The organism is uncultured Hymenobacter sp., from assembly GCF_964242765.1.
GTDB lineage: Bacteria > Bacteroidota > Bacteroidia > Cytophagales > Hymenobacteraceae > Hymenobacter.
Genome location: NZ_CAXTBM010000046.1, coordinates 19,711 through 35,713, shown reverse-complemented (window position 1 = coordinate 35,713; position 16,003 = coordinate 19,711). Strand labels below are relative to the sequence as shown.

The following is a 16,003-nucleotide window of genomic DNA, read 5'->3' as shown; positions in this document are numbered from 1 at the left end:
TACGGCTACAAAACCTAGCGCCAGCTTTTAGTGCCGCTTGTCAGGAACCTACGTCACCTTCTTTCCGAACAATAGGGCTCCACTCTTTTCGTAAATTCGCTAATCAACCTCACCGGCTGTTTTATTTACTTATTCCCTTTCACTCATGCGTAAAACCAACTGGACGAAAGTCCTGCTCCTAACGCTGCTGCTGCCCCTCACGGCCCGCGCCGACGAAGGCATGTGGCTGCCGCTCTTCGTGAAGCAACTCAACCAAGCCGACATGCAGAAAAAAGGCCTTAAGCTCACGGCCGAAGAAATATACGATGTCAACAATGCTAGCCTGAAAGATGCTGTGGTGCAGCTGGGTGGCTTTTGCACCGGCGAGTTTGTAAGCAGCCAAGGCCTGCTGCTAACCAACCACCACTGCGGCTATGATGCCCTGCAAACCCACAGCACTCCGCAAAACAACATCCTGCAAAACGGCTTTTTCGCTGCTACTAAAGCTTGAAAACGGTAGATTCCAAGAAAGCCGAGGAAAACGAACTGATGAAGTGGATTGCCCAAGACCCCACTCGTGCCCAACAGTATGGCGAGGCCCTCAACTCCATCAGCCAGGCTTACGCCGGGTTGCGCGAGTACAACTCAAGCGCCAACTATGTAAACGAAGCCGCTTTCGGGACAGAAATCATGACGCTGGCTTCGCGCATGATGCCGCTCTACACAACGCTTAAAACCACTCCTGCCGATAAGGCAGCTATTCAGAAGGCGGTTGAAGCCTTGAAGGAGCCGGTAGCCGAGTACTTCAAGGACTATAGCGCCTCAACGGATAAGAAGATGTTTGCCGCTCTGATGAGCTTGTACGGCAAAGACGTACCCCAAGCGCAACTGCCCGACGTGTTCCAGACCGTGCAGAAGCAGTATAACAGTTCTTGGCCGAAGTACGCCGACTACGTGTTCACCAATTCCTTTCTCACGTCGGAAGTTAAGGTTAATGCCTTCTTGGCCAATCCTACCCTGGCGAAACTAGAGGCTGACCCTGGTTTCAAAACCTTCAACTCCGTGTACTTGAATTACACGCAGAACATCCTGCCCAAAATGCAGACCCTGCAAGCGGGCCTCACCCGCGCCAACCGTTTGTACATCGCGGCCTTGCGCGAGAAGAACAGCCAGAAAGTGTATTCGCCCGATGCCAACTCCACCATCCGGCTCAGCTACGGCACCGTGCGCCCCTACAAAGGCCGCGACGCCGTACGCTACGACTACAAAACCACGGCTCAAGGCATTCTGGAAAAGGAAGACCCTACCAACGAGAAGTTTGTGGTACCTAAAAAGGAACTGGAGTTACTCAAGCAGAAAGACTACGGCCGCTTGCTTCGCTGACAAGGATGGCAGCCTGCCTGTCGCCTTCATCACCGACAACGACATCACCGGCGGCAATTCTGGTTCGCCCGTCATCAATGGCCGCGGCGAGCTAATCGGCCTGGCCTTCGACGGCAACTGGGAAGCCATGACCGGCGACCTGGCCTACGACCCGGAGCTAAAGCGCTGCATCAACGCCGACATTCGCTACGTGCTCTGGTGCATCGAGAAGCTGGGCGGCGCCAAGCACATTGTAGACGAAATGACAATTGTCAACAACGGTCCCAACCCCGGCGTGGGGCCTGCTGCTACCGCTTCAGTTGATGCTCTCAGCGACGTGGAAAAGATGAAAGTGAAGACCGAAGACGGTCAGAAAACCAAAGTCAAAAAGAAGAAAGGCAAGGAAAGCGCCGCCGCCGGTATGTAAGTTGAGTTCTGAAGTTATATTCTTTAAAAAAGGTCTTACTGCCACATAGCAGTGAGACCTTTTTGTGTAAATAGGCTTCTATTCATATAATCGTGCAACCACGGATAGTTACAATTGCTCTTCTGATAGCTCAGCAGCAACCCAAATGCCAGCAAAGGCACCGAAGTGACGTTACTTGCTACTTATCACTACCTAACAACATGAATAAATCTGTACGATTAACCGCTCGATTAGCAGGAATATTAGTTGCCGGTTTGCTAGCGGCTAATGCCGTAGCGCAACCTATTATCACCAGCCTAGCGCCAACTAACGCCGCGGCGGGCGCTACCGTAGTTATTAGTGGGACGGGGTTTGCCACAAGTGTCACTCAAAATGCCGTGTACTTCGGAACGGCTCGGGCCGCCGTAACGGCCGCTACTACCACCCAACTCACCGTGCAAGTGCCGGTAGGCGCTTCGTCCATAACACCCGTAACGGTGACCGATTTGACCAATCGGCAAGTAGGATCTTCTTTAAGCTCGGCAACACCAGTTTTCACTCTTCGCTTCACCGGAGCAGCCTTAAATGCCAATTCTTACCAGGTTATTAATTACCCGGTAGGAATGTCGCGTACGGGACAGTCAGGAATAGCGGCTGCCGATTTTAATGCAGATAACTACGCCGATTTTGCTGTGGTTGCGGATGGTGCCTTGCTACTGGTTCTAAGTGATGGGCAAGGAGGTTATGATCCGGCAATTACACTAGCTGCCGGTACCAGGCCAGGTTATGTGAAAGCAGCTGACGTGGATGCTAATGGGGCGGCTGATTTGCTGGTCGGTGCCTCTGGCCAGTTGCTACTACTCCGTAACCTAGGCAACGGCAATGGTTTTGCATCTGCTACCGCCTTAAATCTGAGCGGAGAACGTTTCACAACCGGTGCCGCCACAGGAGGATCAGTGGACGTGCAGGATATGAATGCTGACGGCTTACCAGATTTAGTTGCTGTCATCACAAATGGAGCACTTGCTTTTGGGGAGCAATTAGTGGAGCTACGCAACAATGGCAGCGGATTCAATGCCCCTTCAGTGTTGCTGAGCGGACAGCTTTACGGTCAGGTAGTAGCCGATTTCAACCAGGATAGCCGGCTGGACGTGGCAGTTATAGGCGATGATTTTCCTAAGAGTATAATTTACATAGCCCGTAATGCAACCAACACCGGCTACGCCGCGCCGGAATCAACTAGCATAGGCAACAATGGCAGCGTCTTGTTTGGTGTGCCCCAAGCTACGGATGTGAACTATGATGGCCGACCCGATTTATTGTTGAATGGTCGGTTAAATGGCACTGATGGTATAATAGCAGCACTTCGAACTGCCACTGGTTTTTCCTTCACCCTGGCTTCCACTAATACATCAAACAGTCTACAACCAGTAGCTGATGTTGATGGTGACGGCCTAACGGATATTCTTGTAGTTGATTTCAATAATTTCTATGTCTTGCGCGGACTATCCAGCGGCGGTTTCAGCCAACCTAGTAGTTACGGTCCGGTTGGCAGCAATTTGGTAACCGGTGATTTCAACAATGATGGCCGCTCAGATCTAGCCGTATTCAACTTGGCAAGCGGCAACCTGACTATTTTCCGCTACACAGGAGCTGGTGCCAATACCAACAATGCGCCTACGCTCAACGCCTTATCTGACCTAACACTAACGGAAGACGATGCACAGCAGAATATTGCGCTCAGCGGCATCAGCAATGGTGGCGATGCCGGCCAAGCGGTGACGCTCACTGCCGTCAGCTCCGATCCTAGCTTGGTACCCAACCCAACTATTAGCTATTTCAGCCCCACCAGCACCGGCACATTGCGCCTGCGGCCCGCTCCTAATGCGTTTGGCACCTGTACTATCACGGTTACAGCGTCCGATGGGCAAGCTCAGAATGGCACCTTCAGCCGCACGTTTCAAGTGACGGTCGGCGCGGTGAACGACCCGCCGACCTTGGATGCTATTCCTGATCTAGTGTTGACGCAACCTACCTCACCGATTACTATTCCTTTGTCAGGCATTAATTCGGGAGCGGTCAATGAGAATGATATTTTAAGTCTGAGCGCCATTTTCACTGTTACAGCTTCAGTTGGCGGCTTGAACAGTGGTGTCTTTACGTATACTAGTCCGTCAGTTAGTGCTGTGTATCAACCGCCGTTTAGTGTCGGAACAGCTCCGTTTTCGACGCCAGGCTTGATTGCTACGGTAACTATTACGGTAAGTGATGGCCAAAGCACCAACAATACAACTAGCAGAACCTTCCGTATTTATTATAATCCGGGTGGCGTGAATCCTAATCAACCTAGCGTTGCCCCACTTCTCGATCCCATTGCCGATGTAACCGCCAACCGTGCTCTTGCCATCCAAACTCCGGTTTCTTTAGCTGGAATCGGTGACGGTGATCCTAACCAAGTATTACCCCTGACTGTGACGGCCACTAGTTCCGACCCCACGCTGGTAGCCGTAGGGCCAATGAACTATACTAGCCCTGATGCTACTGGTAGCTTACCTTACACCATCAGCACTACACGCGGCGGCACTGCCACCATCAGCGTAACGGTAAACAACGGCCAGAGCCAGAACGGGAGTGTCACGCGCAGCTTTCGTATCACGGTGCCTCAGGTGTTAGGCACAAGTGCTTATCAGCCAACAGTAGTGAAGTCAATGGAACTGTACCCGAATCCGGCACCGGGTGGGCATTTTTGGTTGAAAAGTGAAACTGCCGGCCCCGCCGACGTGACGGTAATCGACGTGACGGGCCGCGTGGTGTGGCAGCGCCGATTGGCCTCCTTGCAGCAACCTCAGTTACTACAATTCCCAGCCGCCGCTACTGGCATGTACCTAGTGCGCGTACGCACTGCAACGGGCACTACCACGCAACGAATGGCGGTGGAGTAGCCTGATTAGTTACAGATTGAAAGCCTGCACAACGTCCCGGTCTTGGTAAGGTCGGGACGTTGTCTGTAAAATGAAATCAAGCAATTAGTTGTTGGCCCAACGAATTAGGCAGAGAATAATATGAAAGAATTTATGTGTCTAGAATTCTAAATCTACTATCATTGACGGTTCTATCTGCTTGCTTATGAGACAACTCTATCTTATTGTAGTTATTTTATTTCTATTGGTAATTACCGCCTACGGCCAAGGCAACGGCCCGGGGACGCGCGGTGCGCGAGCAGCAGGACTTGGCAATGCTTCGGTGACACTGAGCGACGTATGGGCGGTGGGCAACAATGTAGCGGGCCTGGGACAGCTAAGCGGGCCAACGGTAGGCGTATATGCCGAAAACCGTTACCTGCTAGGTGCGCTAAACACGGTGGCTGTGGCGGCGGCCATGCCGCTGGGTGAGGTGGAAAACAACAAGGCCAAAAATGGCGTGGTGGGTGTGGAGGTGCAGCGTTTTGGCGGCAAGCTCTACAGCGAACAACGCGTGGGCGCCGGCTACGGTTACCGCGGGGGCTTGGTAAGCATTGGGGCCCGAGTGGATATGTTGCAGCTCAGCATCGAGGGTTTGGGCAGCAAGCGGGCACTGGCACTGTCGTTGGGAGGACAAGCGGAATTAGTGCCGAAGCGCCTGGTATTTGGCGCCTATCTCTACAACCTCAACCAGGCTAAACTAGCCGACTATCAGCAGGAGCGGGTGCCCACCGTGCTTAAAGCCGGCTTTTCGTATCGGCCTACAGACAAGGTGCAACTCAACATCGAAACCGAGAAAGACGTGGAGCAGGACGCCGACTTCAAGGCCGGTCTCGAATACCGCATCATCGAAAAGCTGGCGCTGCGCGCTGGCTTCCGAACCCTAACCGAGGAAGCTACGGGCGGCCTTGGATTCCACGCCGGCGCGCTCCAGATTGATTATGCCGCGGCTTGGCACGCCGCCTTGGGGTTAAGCCAACATGTAGGCGTGGGCTTTGTCTTCGAGAAGAAGTGATGCAGTACGCGCTGTTCAACCGTAAGTGGTCTTCATGGCCCAAGCGTTGCCTAGGAGCACTGGCCGTACTACTACTGGCAACGCTCGTTGGTCAGGCGCAGGAATACGCACGCCCACCCGCCGACTTAGATCGGCTGACGCAGGAGTTGTTTGCCGAAATTCAGAGCGACCAAGTGCCGCATGAGGACCTCTACGAAACGTTGCTGCAATACTACCAGACGCCTCTCAACCTTAACACCGCCACCCGGGAAGAGCTTCGGGGGTTGTTGCTGCTTTCCGAAAGCCAGATTACCAACCTGCTCGACTACCGGCAGCAGCGCGGGGCACTCCTTACGCTGTATGAACTGCAAATAGTGCCCGGCTTCGACGTGCGAACTATCTACCGCGTGGCGCCCTTCGTGACGGCGCAAACTGTGGGAGCAAGCAACGCACTTCGGGGTCCTCTCTGGCAACGCGTATTCAAAGAAGATAACAATGCACTGTTTGTGCGCTACGAACGAGTGCTGCAAGACCGTACAGGCTATGCTGCGGCGCCGCTCGACAGCCTCGGGCACAAACCTACGCGCTACCTGGGGTCGCCCGACAAGTTATTGGTGCGCTACCGCGTCAGTCATACCAAAGATTTCAGCTTCGGTTTCACTGCCGAGAAGGATGCGGGCGAGCAACTAGTATGGAACCCGAGTGCTCGTCGCTACGGGGCCGATTTTCTGTCGGGGCACTTGGTGTTGCAGGAGCGGGGGCGGTTGAAAACGCTGGCCGTGGGCGACTACCAATTGCAATTCGGGCAGGGCCTGCTACTGTCGTCGGGGTTGCAGGTCGGGAAGGGAGCCGAAACGATTACCACGCTCCGGCGCAGCTCGGTGGGGGTGCGGCCATATTCGTCGGTATTGGAGAGTACCTTTTTTCGGGGAGTAGCGGCTACCTATAGTTTAGCCCCAACGGTGCGGGCTACGGCTTTCGTTTCGCGCAAGCGGGTGGATGCCAACGTGCAGCTTGCCGCCGATTCGCTGGCAGAGTTCGATGAGTTTTCCTCGGGCTTTCAACTCACGGGCTTCCACCGCACGCCCAGCGAACTAGCCAACCGGCAAGCCTTACGCGAGACGGTGGCGGGCGGCAACCTCAGCTACAACAGCCGCAGCAGCAACTTTGCCGCCGGCCTCACCGCCGTCGATACTCATTTCGATAAAGCCATCCAGCGCCGTCCCGAACTCTACAACCAGTACGAGTTTCGGGGCCAACACAACTTGGCATTGAGCGCCCATTACAGCTACGTGCGCGGCAACGTGCTGCTCTTCGGCGAAACGGCCCGCAGCAGTTCCGGCGGTTTGGGGACCGTTAATGGGGTGCTGGCTAGTATTGCACCCACCTTCGACGTGTCGGCGCTGATGCGGCACTACACCCGCGACTTTCACACCCTCTACGGTGGTGCACTCAGCGAAAACACCCGCAACATCAACGAGTCGGGCTTATATCTGGGGCTGAAGCTACGGCCGGTGGCCCGGTGGGAGGTGTCGGCTTATTACGACCGATTCTGGTTTCCGTGGTTGAAGTACCAAGTGGGGGCTCCCTCACGTGGGCACGACTGGCTGGTGCGCGTAGCGTATGCGCCCACTAAAACCAGCTTGCTCTACGCCCAGGTACGCACCCGTGACAAAGAGTATGACGCCGCCGGTGACCGGCCTTTGCCGCTGCTGGTACCTACCGTGCGCCGCAGTTTGCTGCTTTACTACGATGCCAGTCCCGCTACTACGCTTGGGTTGCGCACCCGTGTGCAAGGCACTCGCTACCGGGAAGACCAGGGACCTTGGCGCAGCGGCTATGTGTTGGCGCAGGATGTTAGCGTAGGGCTTGGCCGCCGCCTGCGCCTAACCGCGCGCTATGCCCTTTTCGATACCGACGACTACGATACCCGGCAGTACGTTTTCGAGCAAGACGTGCTCTATGCCTTCTCGGTACCCGCGCTTTCCGGGCAAGGCACCCGCATCTATGGCTTAGCTGAAATTAGTTGCACCCGGAGCCTTACGCTTTGGCTGCGCCTTGCCGAAACTTCTTATCGGCATCAGCGCACAGTGGGCTCGGGGCTAGAGGAAACTGAAGGCCCGCGTCGTACCGAGTTCAAGGCGCAAGCCCGGTATCGTTTCTAAGCACCTACTTCACCTGTTTGCAGACCCGCCAGTTCGTGCCTTTCGCTTGCACGGGCTGGCGTGTTGTGCTTGGTTGTATCGTCGTGCATGGCAGAGCACGCCTTGCAGCCCCACCAACTAATTCACAAAACACGACAAGGAGCACAAGGCGCCATTACAGTTGCTTGATCAACAGGAACTAGGAAGCAGGACGCTAGTAGTCTACACTTTAAGATTTCAGTGGTAGATATCGTAAATTCTTTTTGGCCTAGCAGCAACCTGAGAGGCTAACCTCATTCCGTTTCCGAGAAGAATTTATAGATTATATTGGCCTATTACGGGTTGGTATGCAATAGCAAAGCATTGTAACGCCAGTCTATTCACTTCTCCTCCCTATTAAATGAAAGCACGCATACGAGCCGACGTTACGACCTTTCGGCATTTCCTGGCGGTAGTAGTCGGAGCTGCCTTAATCGTTAGTTCCGCTTCAGCCCAGGTAAACACCTACACCTTCGCCCCCGTGGCTGGTACGTTCACGCCCCTGACCAACGCCACTCCCATGCCTGTGCTGCAAGAAGACGATGCTTTGTCGCCGGCAATACCAATTGGTTTTTCTTTCACTTACGACGCCACCGTCTTCACCCAGCTACAAGCGTCGTCTAATGGTTTCCTGACCTTCAATACGGCCAACCTGGAAGCCGGCCAATCCAACAACTTAACTACCGCCTCCGGGTTACGCCCCCTGATTGCCCCCCTTTGGGACGATCTGAGCGGCCAGGGTGGCACGGCTTCGTACGCCACTACGGGCACGGCTCCGAATAGAATTTTTACGTTTGAATGGCGCAATTTTCTTTGGGATTATGATGCCACCAACCCTGGTGTATCGTTTCAGGTGAAGCTCTACGAGGGCTCCAACAACATCGAATTCATTTATCGGCCCGAAGGCGGGGCGTTGAGTGTACCTTCTGCTTCCATTGGGCTAGGAGGAACTGGCGCCGGAGCCGGTAGCTACCTGGCTCTCAACAATGCCTCGGCTGCCCCCACCGCTAGTACCACCGCCGATCCGCGCAACATTGCTACCGTGCCAGCTTCCGGGCAGATATACCGATTTGTGCCGCCAGCAGTTATTTGTGGCACTCCCCGCAACGTTGTGGTTGGCTCTGTCAGCAACACTTCCGCAACGGTCAGCTTTTCGGGTGGGCTAGGCAACAACAGCTACGCAGTTACTTATACCCCCATGGGTGGCACCGCTACCACCGTTACGCCCGCCCCCACTAGCTCGCCTTTCATTGTCACGGGCCTCATGCCCAGTACCGTCTATTCCCTTACGGTTCAGCCCGTTTGTGCTAGCGGGGTGGTAGGCAATGTGCTCACCAGCACGTTCACAACCAGCGCCGTAGCAGCCCCCACCAACGACGACCCTTGCGCGGCTACGCCGCTGCCCGCGCCGTCTAGTGCTGCAACTCCGGTTAATGCCACCAACGTGGGCGCTACCACTACCACCGGCAGTGTGGCTCCCGGCTACACTACTCCGCCGCCCATGGGCTGCGGAGTGGCTGTTAATCCCAAGGATGTATGGTTCCGTTTCACTACCAACGCCACGGGTGCGGGCAGTTCCAGCGTGGGTATTGCTACCACGGGTGCCGCGGCGGGTTCTGTTCGGGTGTTTTCGGCTACCTCGTGCTCCGCAGGCTTCCGGCAAGTGGCTTGCAAAGGCGGCGACACCAACAACTCACCGGCTGGCTCTTTGAACGTAACCGGCCTTACACCGAACACCACGTACTACATTGCCGTGTCGCCGTATGCCACTCTCGATGTGCAAGGCCCATTTACTATCAGCCTCAATAGTATGGTGTTGAGTGCGCAACGGCAATTCGTTGAAGGCGAGGTACAGGTATTTCCTAACCCTACTGGCACCGGCCAGCTAACGGTGCGTGTAAGTGGTGCTAGCACCTTGGGCACAGCCCAGGCTACGCTGCTCAACACGTTAGGCCAAGTGGTAGCAGAGCATACGCTCGCAGTTCGTAGTGGCGTGGCTCAGCAGTCGTTCAACACGGCTACGTTAGCCAAGGGCATCTATATGCTACGCTTGCAAGCGGGCAAGCAAACGGTCGTTCAGAGAGTGGTACTTGAATAGCGCCTACTCAAGAAGTACGCTCCTTCAACAGCAAAGGCAGCATCCAAGCGGGTGCTGCCTTTGCTGTTTTCAGTGGCTATTAAACGGGTGGTGCTTCAGCATGCGGGTGCTGTAACAAGCAGGGCAGCCCAAGCAGACTTTCCGTCTATTTCCAATTCCTGACCACCTTTCAAACAGGTTATAAAGGGCGAATTACCTTGTATTAGTTGAAAATGAATAAGGAGTTGAGGGTAAGGTAAATCGGCAACCTGATGATTGAAAACGACTTTCCAGTTGTGGATGTCCGCTCCAGCGGGGTTGAAATTTGGCGCCAAGTACGATGTGAAATTCAAGCTTGCCACAAAGAAAAAGGTGGCTCCTACACAGGAGCCACCTTTTCAAGTAGTCACTAACTCAATTTGTTACTGCTTCATCAGCTTCATTACGGCTGTGCCTTCTGGCATATCCAAGTGGAGCTGGTACACCCCCGTGCTAAGCTTGCTTAGGTCGAGTGAGTGCTGCAACGGAGCGCCGGCTTTGTTGAGCACAGTCCGGTCGACGGTGCGGCCCAAAGCGTCGGTGACGCGCAGTGTGATGGTACCGCGCTGCGCGTTATCAATATTCACCTGGAACAAGCCTGCACTTGGGTTCGGGAATACCTGCACGCCACGAAGCAGCGCTGCGTTCTTGTTGCCAAGCACCGCTACGGTCACGCAGCTCTCGTTGGAATAAGCCGAAAACCCCGTTGCATTGACAGCCCGAATGCGGTAGCAGTATATACCGTTGGCACCTTCAATTTGGGTGGTAGTGAACGTGGTGTTAGCGGGCACGGAGGTCAAAAGTTGATACGTCGTGTTGTTGGCGCCCGTCCGCTCGATTTGGTAGCCCGTTTCGTTGTTGGCGTTGTCCAGCCACACCAAGTTTACGTTGGCTACATTGTTGGTTACCCCGTTGAGAAGTGCCGTTAGCGCCGTTGGAACGGCTGGTACTTCGCCCAGAGTGCAGAGTTCCAGGCTCCAGCCGGTAAGCTCACCGCCGTTGCCGGGCGCGTTGTCGGTTACCGTCAGCGTCCAGTTGCCATTAGCCGGGTCATTCAGCAATTCAGCAAACGAGTTGGCCGGCCGATACGTAGCGCCGCCCGTAAGGGGGCAGGCTACGGCCGCCGCGGCAGCATCGCTCAGATTCACGTTGATATCGGCGGTGCCAGGGCATGCGTTGGCCAGTAGCACCACTGTGCGGCCGGCAGGGTTGGTGAGCGAAATTGTTAGTTCGCCCGCATTGGGGTGGGTGATGGCTAAGTTGCGAATCCGAATGTCACCCACTCGCTCCACAGTTTGCACGTTCAGCACCGACGTGATAGTGTTGGCCGCAGACTCCGCAATAGTTACGGGTACCTGCGTCGCCGCCGTGGTGGTACAGGTTAAGGCCCCTATTTCGAAAGCACTAGTAACCGAATACGGCGCCGGACCGCAAGAGCTGACGGCGCGCACGCGCCAATAGTACGTGGTGCCCGCTGTCAGATTAACGGTAGAAGCCGTAAAGCTGGTTGTCGTGATACCTCCCTGCGTAAGGAGCACCGTAGTAAAATTGGCGTCGGCGGCAATCTGCAATTCATAGGCGGCAGCTTCTGGCACCGCGCTCCAAGAGAAGCGCGGCCGCGGGCCTACCCGATTTCCCGCCGTTGGGCTAACCGGTACGGCGGCGGCAGTGGCGGCGGGCAGCACCCGAAACGAAAACTGCTGCGCTTGGGTTTCCGCCCCGCTGCTACCCGTAAGCGAGATGGAATACAACCCGGCCGGGGTAGCACTGGTGGAGGTAATGGTAGCCTGCACCGTAGTGCCCACCGTGGCGCTACTGTTATCGTAGCTCACGGTAACGCCCGCTGGCAGGCTGCTAGCCGATAAGGCAACCGTGCCCGTGAAGCCTTGAATGGCTCCCACCGTAACCGGCACTGTGAGGGAGGTGCCAGGACAAATAGAGGAAATCTGATTGGCCGCCGGGCTCAGGAAAAAAGTCGGCGTGCCGCTGTTACGAATCGTGAAGTTCTGGTTGGAAAGATCAAAGAAGATATTGCCCGAGGCCTGCACCTTAATGCGGGCCGTGGTAGTGGTAGCCACGGAGGCCGGCACCGCCACGTTCTCGAATCCGTCGTTGGGCGTGTTAGCCAACAACACCGTAGGGAAAGTCAGGCCGCCATCGGTGGAAAGCAGAATGTCTACGTTGGCCGCATTGATGGGCGCGGCGGTTGTGTTGGCTACGTCCCAGGCTACTTGCTGCGGTGCACCGGCCTGCCACGAGGCCGCGGCCGTGTTGGGCACGGTCACTAAGAAAGGCCCAGCCGCTCCCGCTACCACCACGTTCATCGAGTCGTAGTCAACACCTCCGCCCGTGGCGCGGTTGTCGCGAGCCACGAGGCGAAACACCAACCGGCGCGAATAAGAAGGTAGAATTTCCCCGAGAGCCGTGGTGTTAGCCAGCAGGTTGGACAGCTGCGGAAACGTGCGGGACGAACTGGTAGTGGGCGTGAAAACCCGGAAGATAGGCGCATCGCCAACTGGGGCCGTAGGAGCTCCTTGAGGGCCCAGGTTGAACTGTTCCCAAGAGTAAGTGAGGGGGTCAGTATCGGCATCAGTAGCCGAACCCGTGAGGGTAAAGGGAGTTCCTATCGGAATGCTGTAATTGGTGCCGGCATTTACAACCGGTGCCGTATTGCCAGTAGCCGTATTCACGCTACAGTTGCCGAGCCCACCTACGTACGTAATAATCTGGTCGTAGCTCCGGCTATGGAAATACGGGTCGCTGTTCGGCTGGACATTCTGAGGAGAGCAAATGCCCGCATACGCCATGATCGTAGTGCCACTACCGGGCTCGTAAGCCGAAGTGGCCGTGCGGTTGCCACCAGCGCAGCTGCCGGTGCTGCCATTAAACGTGTGCGCGCCGCCGAATTGGTGTCCAATTTCGTGCGCCACATAGTCGATGTCGAAAGCATCGCCACTTGGGTTAGGCAAACCAGTGGAACCACGGGCTTTCAAACCAGCGCGGCATACCACTCCCAGGCCTGCTATACCACCATCGGCGGTATTGAAGATGTGACCGATATCGTAATTGGCCGCACCAATAAGACTATCCACCACCACTTGGTTTCTGAGCAGCGTCGCACTATTGCTCAGGTTGCTGTACCGATCTGTGACAGGATCCAAGAAAATGAGGGTGTCGGTTTGCGGAACCAACACGAGGCGGATAGCCAGTTCTTTTTCATACACGCCACTCACACGGTTCACCGACGCAACGATGGCCGCCAGCGCGCCCACCGTGGTGCCGCCCTTGGTGGCTGCGTATTCGCCGGTGCAGGCCATAGCCAAGCGGTAAGTCCGCAGCGTAGCGCCGTTGGGTACGCGGCCTGCCGTCGGAGCTGGCAGCACCGGCGCCGATTCGGTGGTGGCGCAACCCCAGCTTTGAGCTGCTTGGCTCATGCTGCTCTTGTTGAAGACGAGGTGCTGCACCGCGTTGCCATTCGCAGCCGGATCGATATAAACGGTGCGGCTCGCCCCCTGAATCAGGGCGTGAAAGCCAGCCGGCGACACATCCAGCCGGACACTGGCCGTGGCGTCATCGAGGCTTTGCCCCACGTAGGTTTTAATCATGGGATAGCGCGCCGCCAGTCGCGGGTCCATCACGGGCACTTGCGCCATCCGGTAGCGCTCGGAGGTGCCATTGGGTAGCGGCAAAGAGATAACCGTAGTGGAATTGCGCAGTCTAGCTTCGGTAGGAGCTTCGGCCAGGGCCGCCCGCAGAGCGGGTAGCTGCACATTCACGGCGCGGTATTGCCTCAGCGCTTGAGTAGTAGCTCTGGAAGCAGTCGGCAACGGCTCAGTGGCATCAGCCCATAGCACCCGTTGCGCAGTCGCCGCGAAGGGGGTGCTAGCCGCGAGTAGTAAGCCTCCTAAAAGAGCTTTCCGCCAAGCGCGCCGCGAGAAAGTAAAGGGTGATAGCATAGAAAGTAGAAAAGGTGGAGAAGTGAAGAAAAGCAGTCCTATTGTATGGGTCTAAGTTAATGTTTTTTAACTGCCATACTGCGGAGTGGAATGGGTATTAGGCACTATAAACAGGAGTTGTAGTTTCTGCTTGCGAGACAAATTCAAAGGGTTTGCAGAACATTATCAGATCACGAGACTCTAGCCGCCACTACCATCAATGTACAGTACAAATCGGCTAGAGTGTGGATAACTGCTATTTTCCCAACATTTCACCTTTTTTGATCGGTTCTGCTGCACTGGTCGAAGCATCTTACTATTCTGGTAATCACGAATAGTATGAGCTTAACATATAAGATATTTCGGGCAGCACAGCAGGACTAAATACTTAAACAAACTATTCATGCGCTCAGCAAAACCTAGGCGCTAGCACGGAAGTAGCAAACCAACCAGCAATAGATAACCATTACGTGAACAAGGATGCGCGAAAGCCACAAATTTTTGGTTGCTGCATTTATTGAATCAGCTTGCCTGTGCTTGCAAGCTGATTCCGAATAGCTCTAACAACAGCGCCCAACTTACAGATAAGTCGGGCGCTGTTCCTAAAGGAAGTGTGCTGGCTACCTATTGCTGGCCGTAGTTAATACGTTGGTTGAATTGACTCGGGAGGCAGAACGCCCCGGTACGTGTGACGGGCCGCTTTGCCGTTAGACTTCTTTCCCGACGACTTGCCTAGCCACGCGGCTAGTACCACGCCAGCGCCCACCGCTACGGCGGCAGTTACGACCGGATACAAGGCGGCTGTGGTATAGAGGCTAGTTTCGCGGGTGTGCCCGTCGTAGTTGCCCCGCGCTTCCAGCTTGCCGGTGGGACGGTCGAGTCCGTTGTTTTCGAGCGGACCGGCAGGATATTCAGCTTGCTCCTGCTTCACGAACACGTTTTCCATGAACTTGTCGAGCAGGCGCGGTGCCCAGTGATTCATAGTTTCCATCATCTTGCCCCCACCGCCTACCGTCACTTCGGGCGTTGGAGTTTCGGCGGCGTGCAAAATGGCGCGTGCCACGGTTTCAGGAGCGTAGGCAGGGGGCGCGTGCTTGGCTTCCCGCTCCATAAAGTTCTTGGCATGCAGCGGGTAAGGTGTATCAATGGCGGCCGGCTTGATGAGCGTAACCGAAATGGGCGCTTCGTCGAGTTCCAGTTCCATGCGCAAACCGTCGGTGAAACCTTTCACGGCGTGCTTGCTGGCGCTGTAAATACTTTGCAAAATGGCCGTGGTTTCCGACAGAATGCTGCCGATATTAATAATGGCCCCGCCGCGCTGCTTGAGATGTTTGGCGGCCTCCAACGACCCGTAAATCAACCCCCAAACGTTGGTCTCAAACAGCTTGCGCATGTCTTCAATCGGCACTTCTTCAAGCTTGCCATAAATGGAAACCCCAGCGTTGTTGATCCAAGTGTCGAAACCACCGAATTGCTCCTGGGCCACTTGTGCAATGCGCTGCACTTCCTCTTGGCTGCTCACGTCGGCTACCACATAAGTTGCTTGGCCACCGTCTTCCATTATCTCGCTGGTTAGCTGTTGCAGCGCTTCCTCGCTACGAGCAGCTAACACCAACTTAGCACCTTTCTTGGCCGCCATGCGCGCCGTAACTAAGCCAATACCCGACGAGGCACCGGTAATAACAACAACTTGTTCGGAAAGCTTTTTTAGGTTGATTTTCATAGGTTGTAGGTAGGATGAGTTCAGTAGGGGAGTACGACGAATGCTAGGCTTTGATACAAAAAGACCTTGTCATTAAGCATACATATCCTCGTCACGAACTGACTTGCGAGCACGAGGCAGCGCCGCGCCCTTGGCAACGCCGAGATGCCCGAAAGTTGTATCTACCGGGTCGAAGGCTGTAGAGCTTCGCGCTACAGCCTCCGTCAGGCTACTTGAGCAATACTCAAACGCCAACGCCAACCCAAGGTCGGTGCAGCCAAGTGTTGCGTTGCTACCGCCGCCAGCCGATTTTCGCACTGCCCTCCCTGACGACAATAACCAAGCCTTCAACCTCACTTCGGTGAG

9 protein-coding genes are annotated in these 16,003 nt (G+C 55.4%); 7 read left to right on the top strand and 2 right to left on the bottom strand.

Features of this window, described 5'->3' with window-relative positions:
- Positions 1 to 145: 145 nt before the first annotated feature.
- The 7 genes from ACFE7X_RS17785 to ACFE7X_RS17755 all read left to right on the top strand — a co-directional run bounded on the left by ACFE7X_RS17785 (position 146) and on the right by ACFE7X_RS17755 (position 9,982).
- Positions 146 to 490: a S46 family peptidase gene (locus tag ACFE7X_RS17785; protein WP_375437035.1), complete on the top strand. Its 345-nt coding sequence runs from the start codon at positions 146 to 148 to the stop codon at positions 488 to 490.
- Entirely contained in the window at positions 487 to 1,362 is an 876-nt protein-coding gene (locus ACFE7X_RS17780) for a S46 family peptidase (protein ID WP_375437034.1), read from the top strand. The genes ACFE7X_RS17785 and ACFE7X_RS17780 overlap by 4 nt, the downstream gene beginning before the upstream one ends.
- Positions 1,298 to 1,768, top strand: a complete 471-nt coding sequence (locus ACFE7X_RS17775) for a S46 family peptidase (protein ID WP_375437033.1) — start codon at positions 1,298 to 1,300, stop codon at positions 1,766 to 1,768. The genes ACFE7X_RS17780 and ACFE7X_RS17775 overlap by 65 nt, the downstream gene beginning before the upstream one ends.
- A 200-nt stretch (positions 1,769 to 1,968) precedes the next feature.
- Complete coding sequence (locus tag ACFE7X_RS17770) at positions 1,969 to 4,689, top strand: FG-GAP-like repeat-containing protein (protein ID WP_375437032.1); 2,721 nt, start codon at positions 1,969 to 1,971, stop codon at positions 4,687 to 4,689.
- A 184-nt stretch (positions 4,690 to 4,873) separates the two neighbouring features.
- Positions 4,874 to 5,722: a hypothetical protein gene (locus tag ACFE7X_RS17765; RefSeq protein ID WP_375437031.1), complete on the top strand. Its 849-nt coding sequence runs from the start codon at positions 4,874 to 4,876 to the stop codon at positions 5,720 to 5,722.
- Positions 5,722 to 7,866 (top strand): helix-hairpin-helix domain-containing protein, encoded by a 2,145-nt coding sequence (locus ACFE7X_RS17760; protein WP_375437030.1) that lies wholly within the window; start codon positions 5,722 to 5,724, stop codon positions 7,864 to 7,866. The genes ACFE7X_RS17765 and ACFE7X_RS17760 overlap by 1 nt, the downstream gene beginning before the upstream one ends.
- A gap of 379 nt (positions 7,867 to 8,245) precedes the next feature.
- Positions 8,246 to 9,982, top strand: coding sequence for a T9SS type A sorting domain-containing protein (locus tag ACFE7X_RS17755; protein ID WP_375437029.1), 1,737 nt, complete (start codon positions 8,246 to 8,248; stop codon positions 9,980 to 9,982).
- A gap of 401 nt (positions 9,983 to 10,383) precedes the next feature.
- Here the strand turns inward: ACFE7X_RS17755 and ACFE7X_RS17750 are convergent, their stop codons facing one another.
- Together ACFE7X_RS17750 and ACFE7X_RS17745 are read right to left on the bottom strand one after the other, a co-directional pair.
- Positions 10,384 to 13,956, bottom strand: coding sequence for a reprolysin-like metallopeptidase (locus ACFE7X_RS17750; protein ID WP_375437028.1), 3,573 nt, complete (start codon positions 13,954 to 13,956; stop codon positions 10,384 to 10,386).
- Positions 13,957 to 14,575: 619 nt separating this feature from the next.
- Complete coding sequence (locus ACFE7X_RS17745) at positions 14,576 to 15,658, bottom strand: SDR family oxidoreductase (RefSeq protein ID WP_375437027.1); 1,083 nt, start codon at positions 15,656 to 15,658, stop codon at positions 14,576 to 14,578.
- Between the last annotated feature and the right edge of the window lie 345 nt (positions 15,659 to 16,003).

Bases quoted from the DNA above. Each gene is read 5' to 3' on its own strand.
- ACFE7X_RS17785 (WP_375437035.1), top strand. From the start codon at position 146: ATGCGTAAAACCAACTGGACGAAAGTCCTGCTCCTAACGCTGCTGCTG.
- ACFE7X_RS17770 (WP_375437032.1), top strand. From the start codon at position 1,969: ATGAATAAATCTGTACGATTAACCGCTCGATTAGCAGGAATATTAGTT.
- ACFE7X_RS17765 (WP_375437031.1), top strand. From the start codon at position 4,874: ATGAGACAACTCTATCTTATTGTAGTTATTTTATTTCTATTGGTAATT.
- ACFE7X_RS17760 (WP_375437030.1), top strand. From the start codon at position 5,722: ATGCAGTACGCGCTGTTCAACCGTAAGTGGTCTTCATGGCCCAAGCGT.
- ACFE7X_RS17755 (WP_375437029.1), top strand. From the start codon at position 8,246: ATGAAAGCACGCATACGAGCCGACGTTACGACCTTTCGGCATTTCCTG.
- ACFE7X_RS17750 (WP_375437028.1), bottom strand. From the start codon at position 13,956: ATGCTATCACCCTTTACTTTCTCGCGGCGCGCTTGGCGGAAAGCTCTT.
- ACFE7X_RS17745 (WP_375437027.1), bottom strand. From the start codon at position 15,658: ATGAAAATCAACCTAAAAAAGCTTTCCGAACAAGTTGTTGTTATTACC.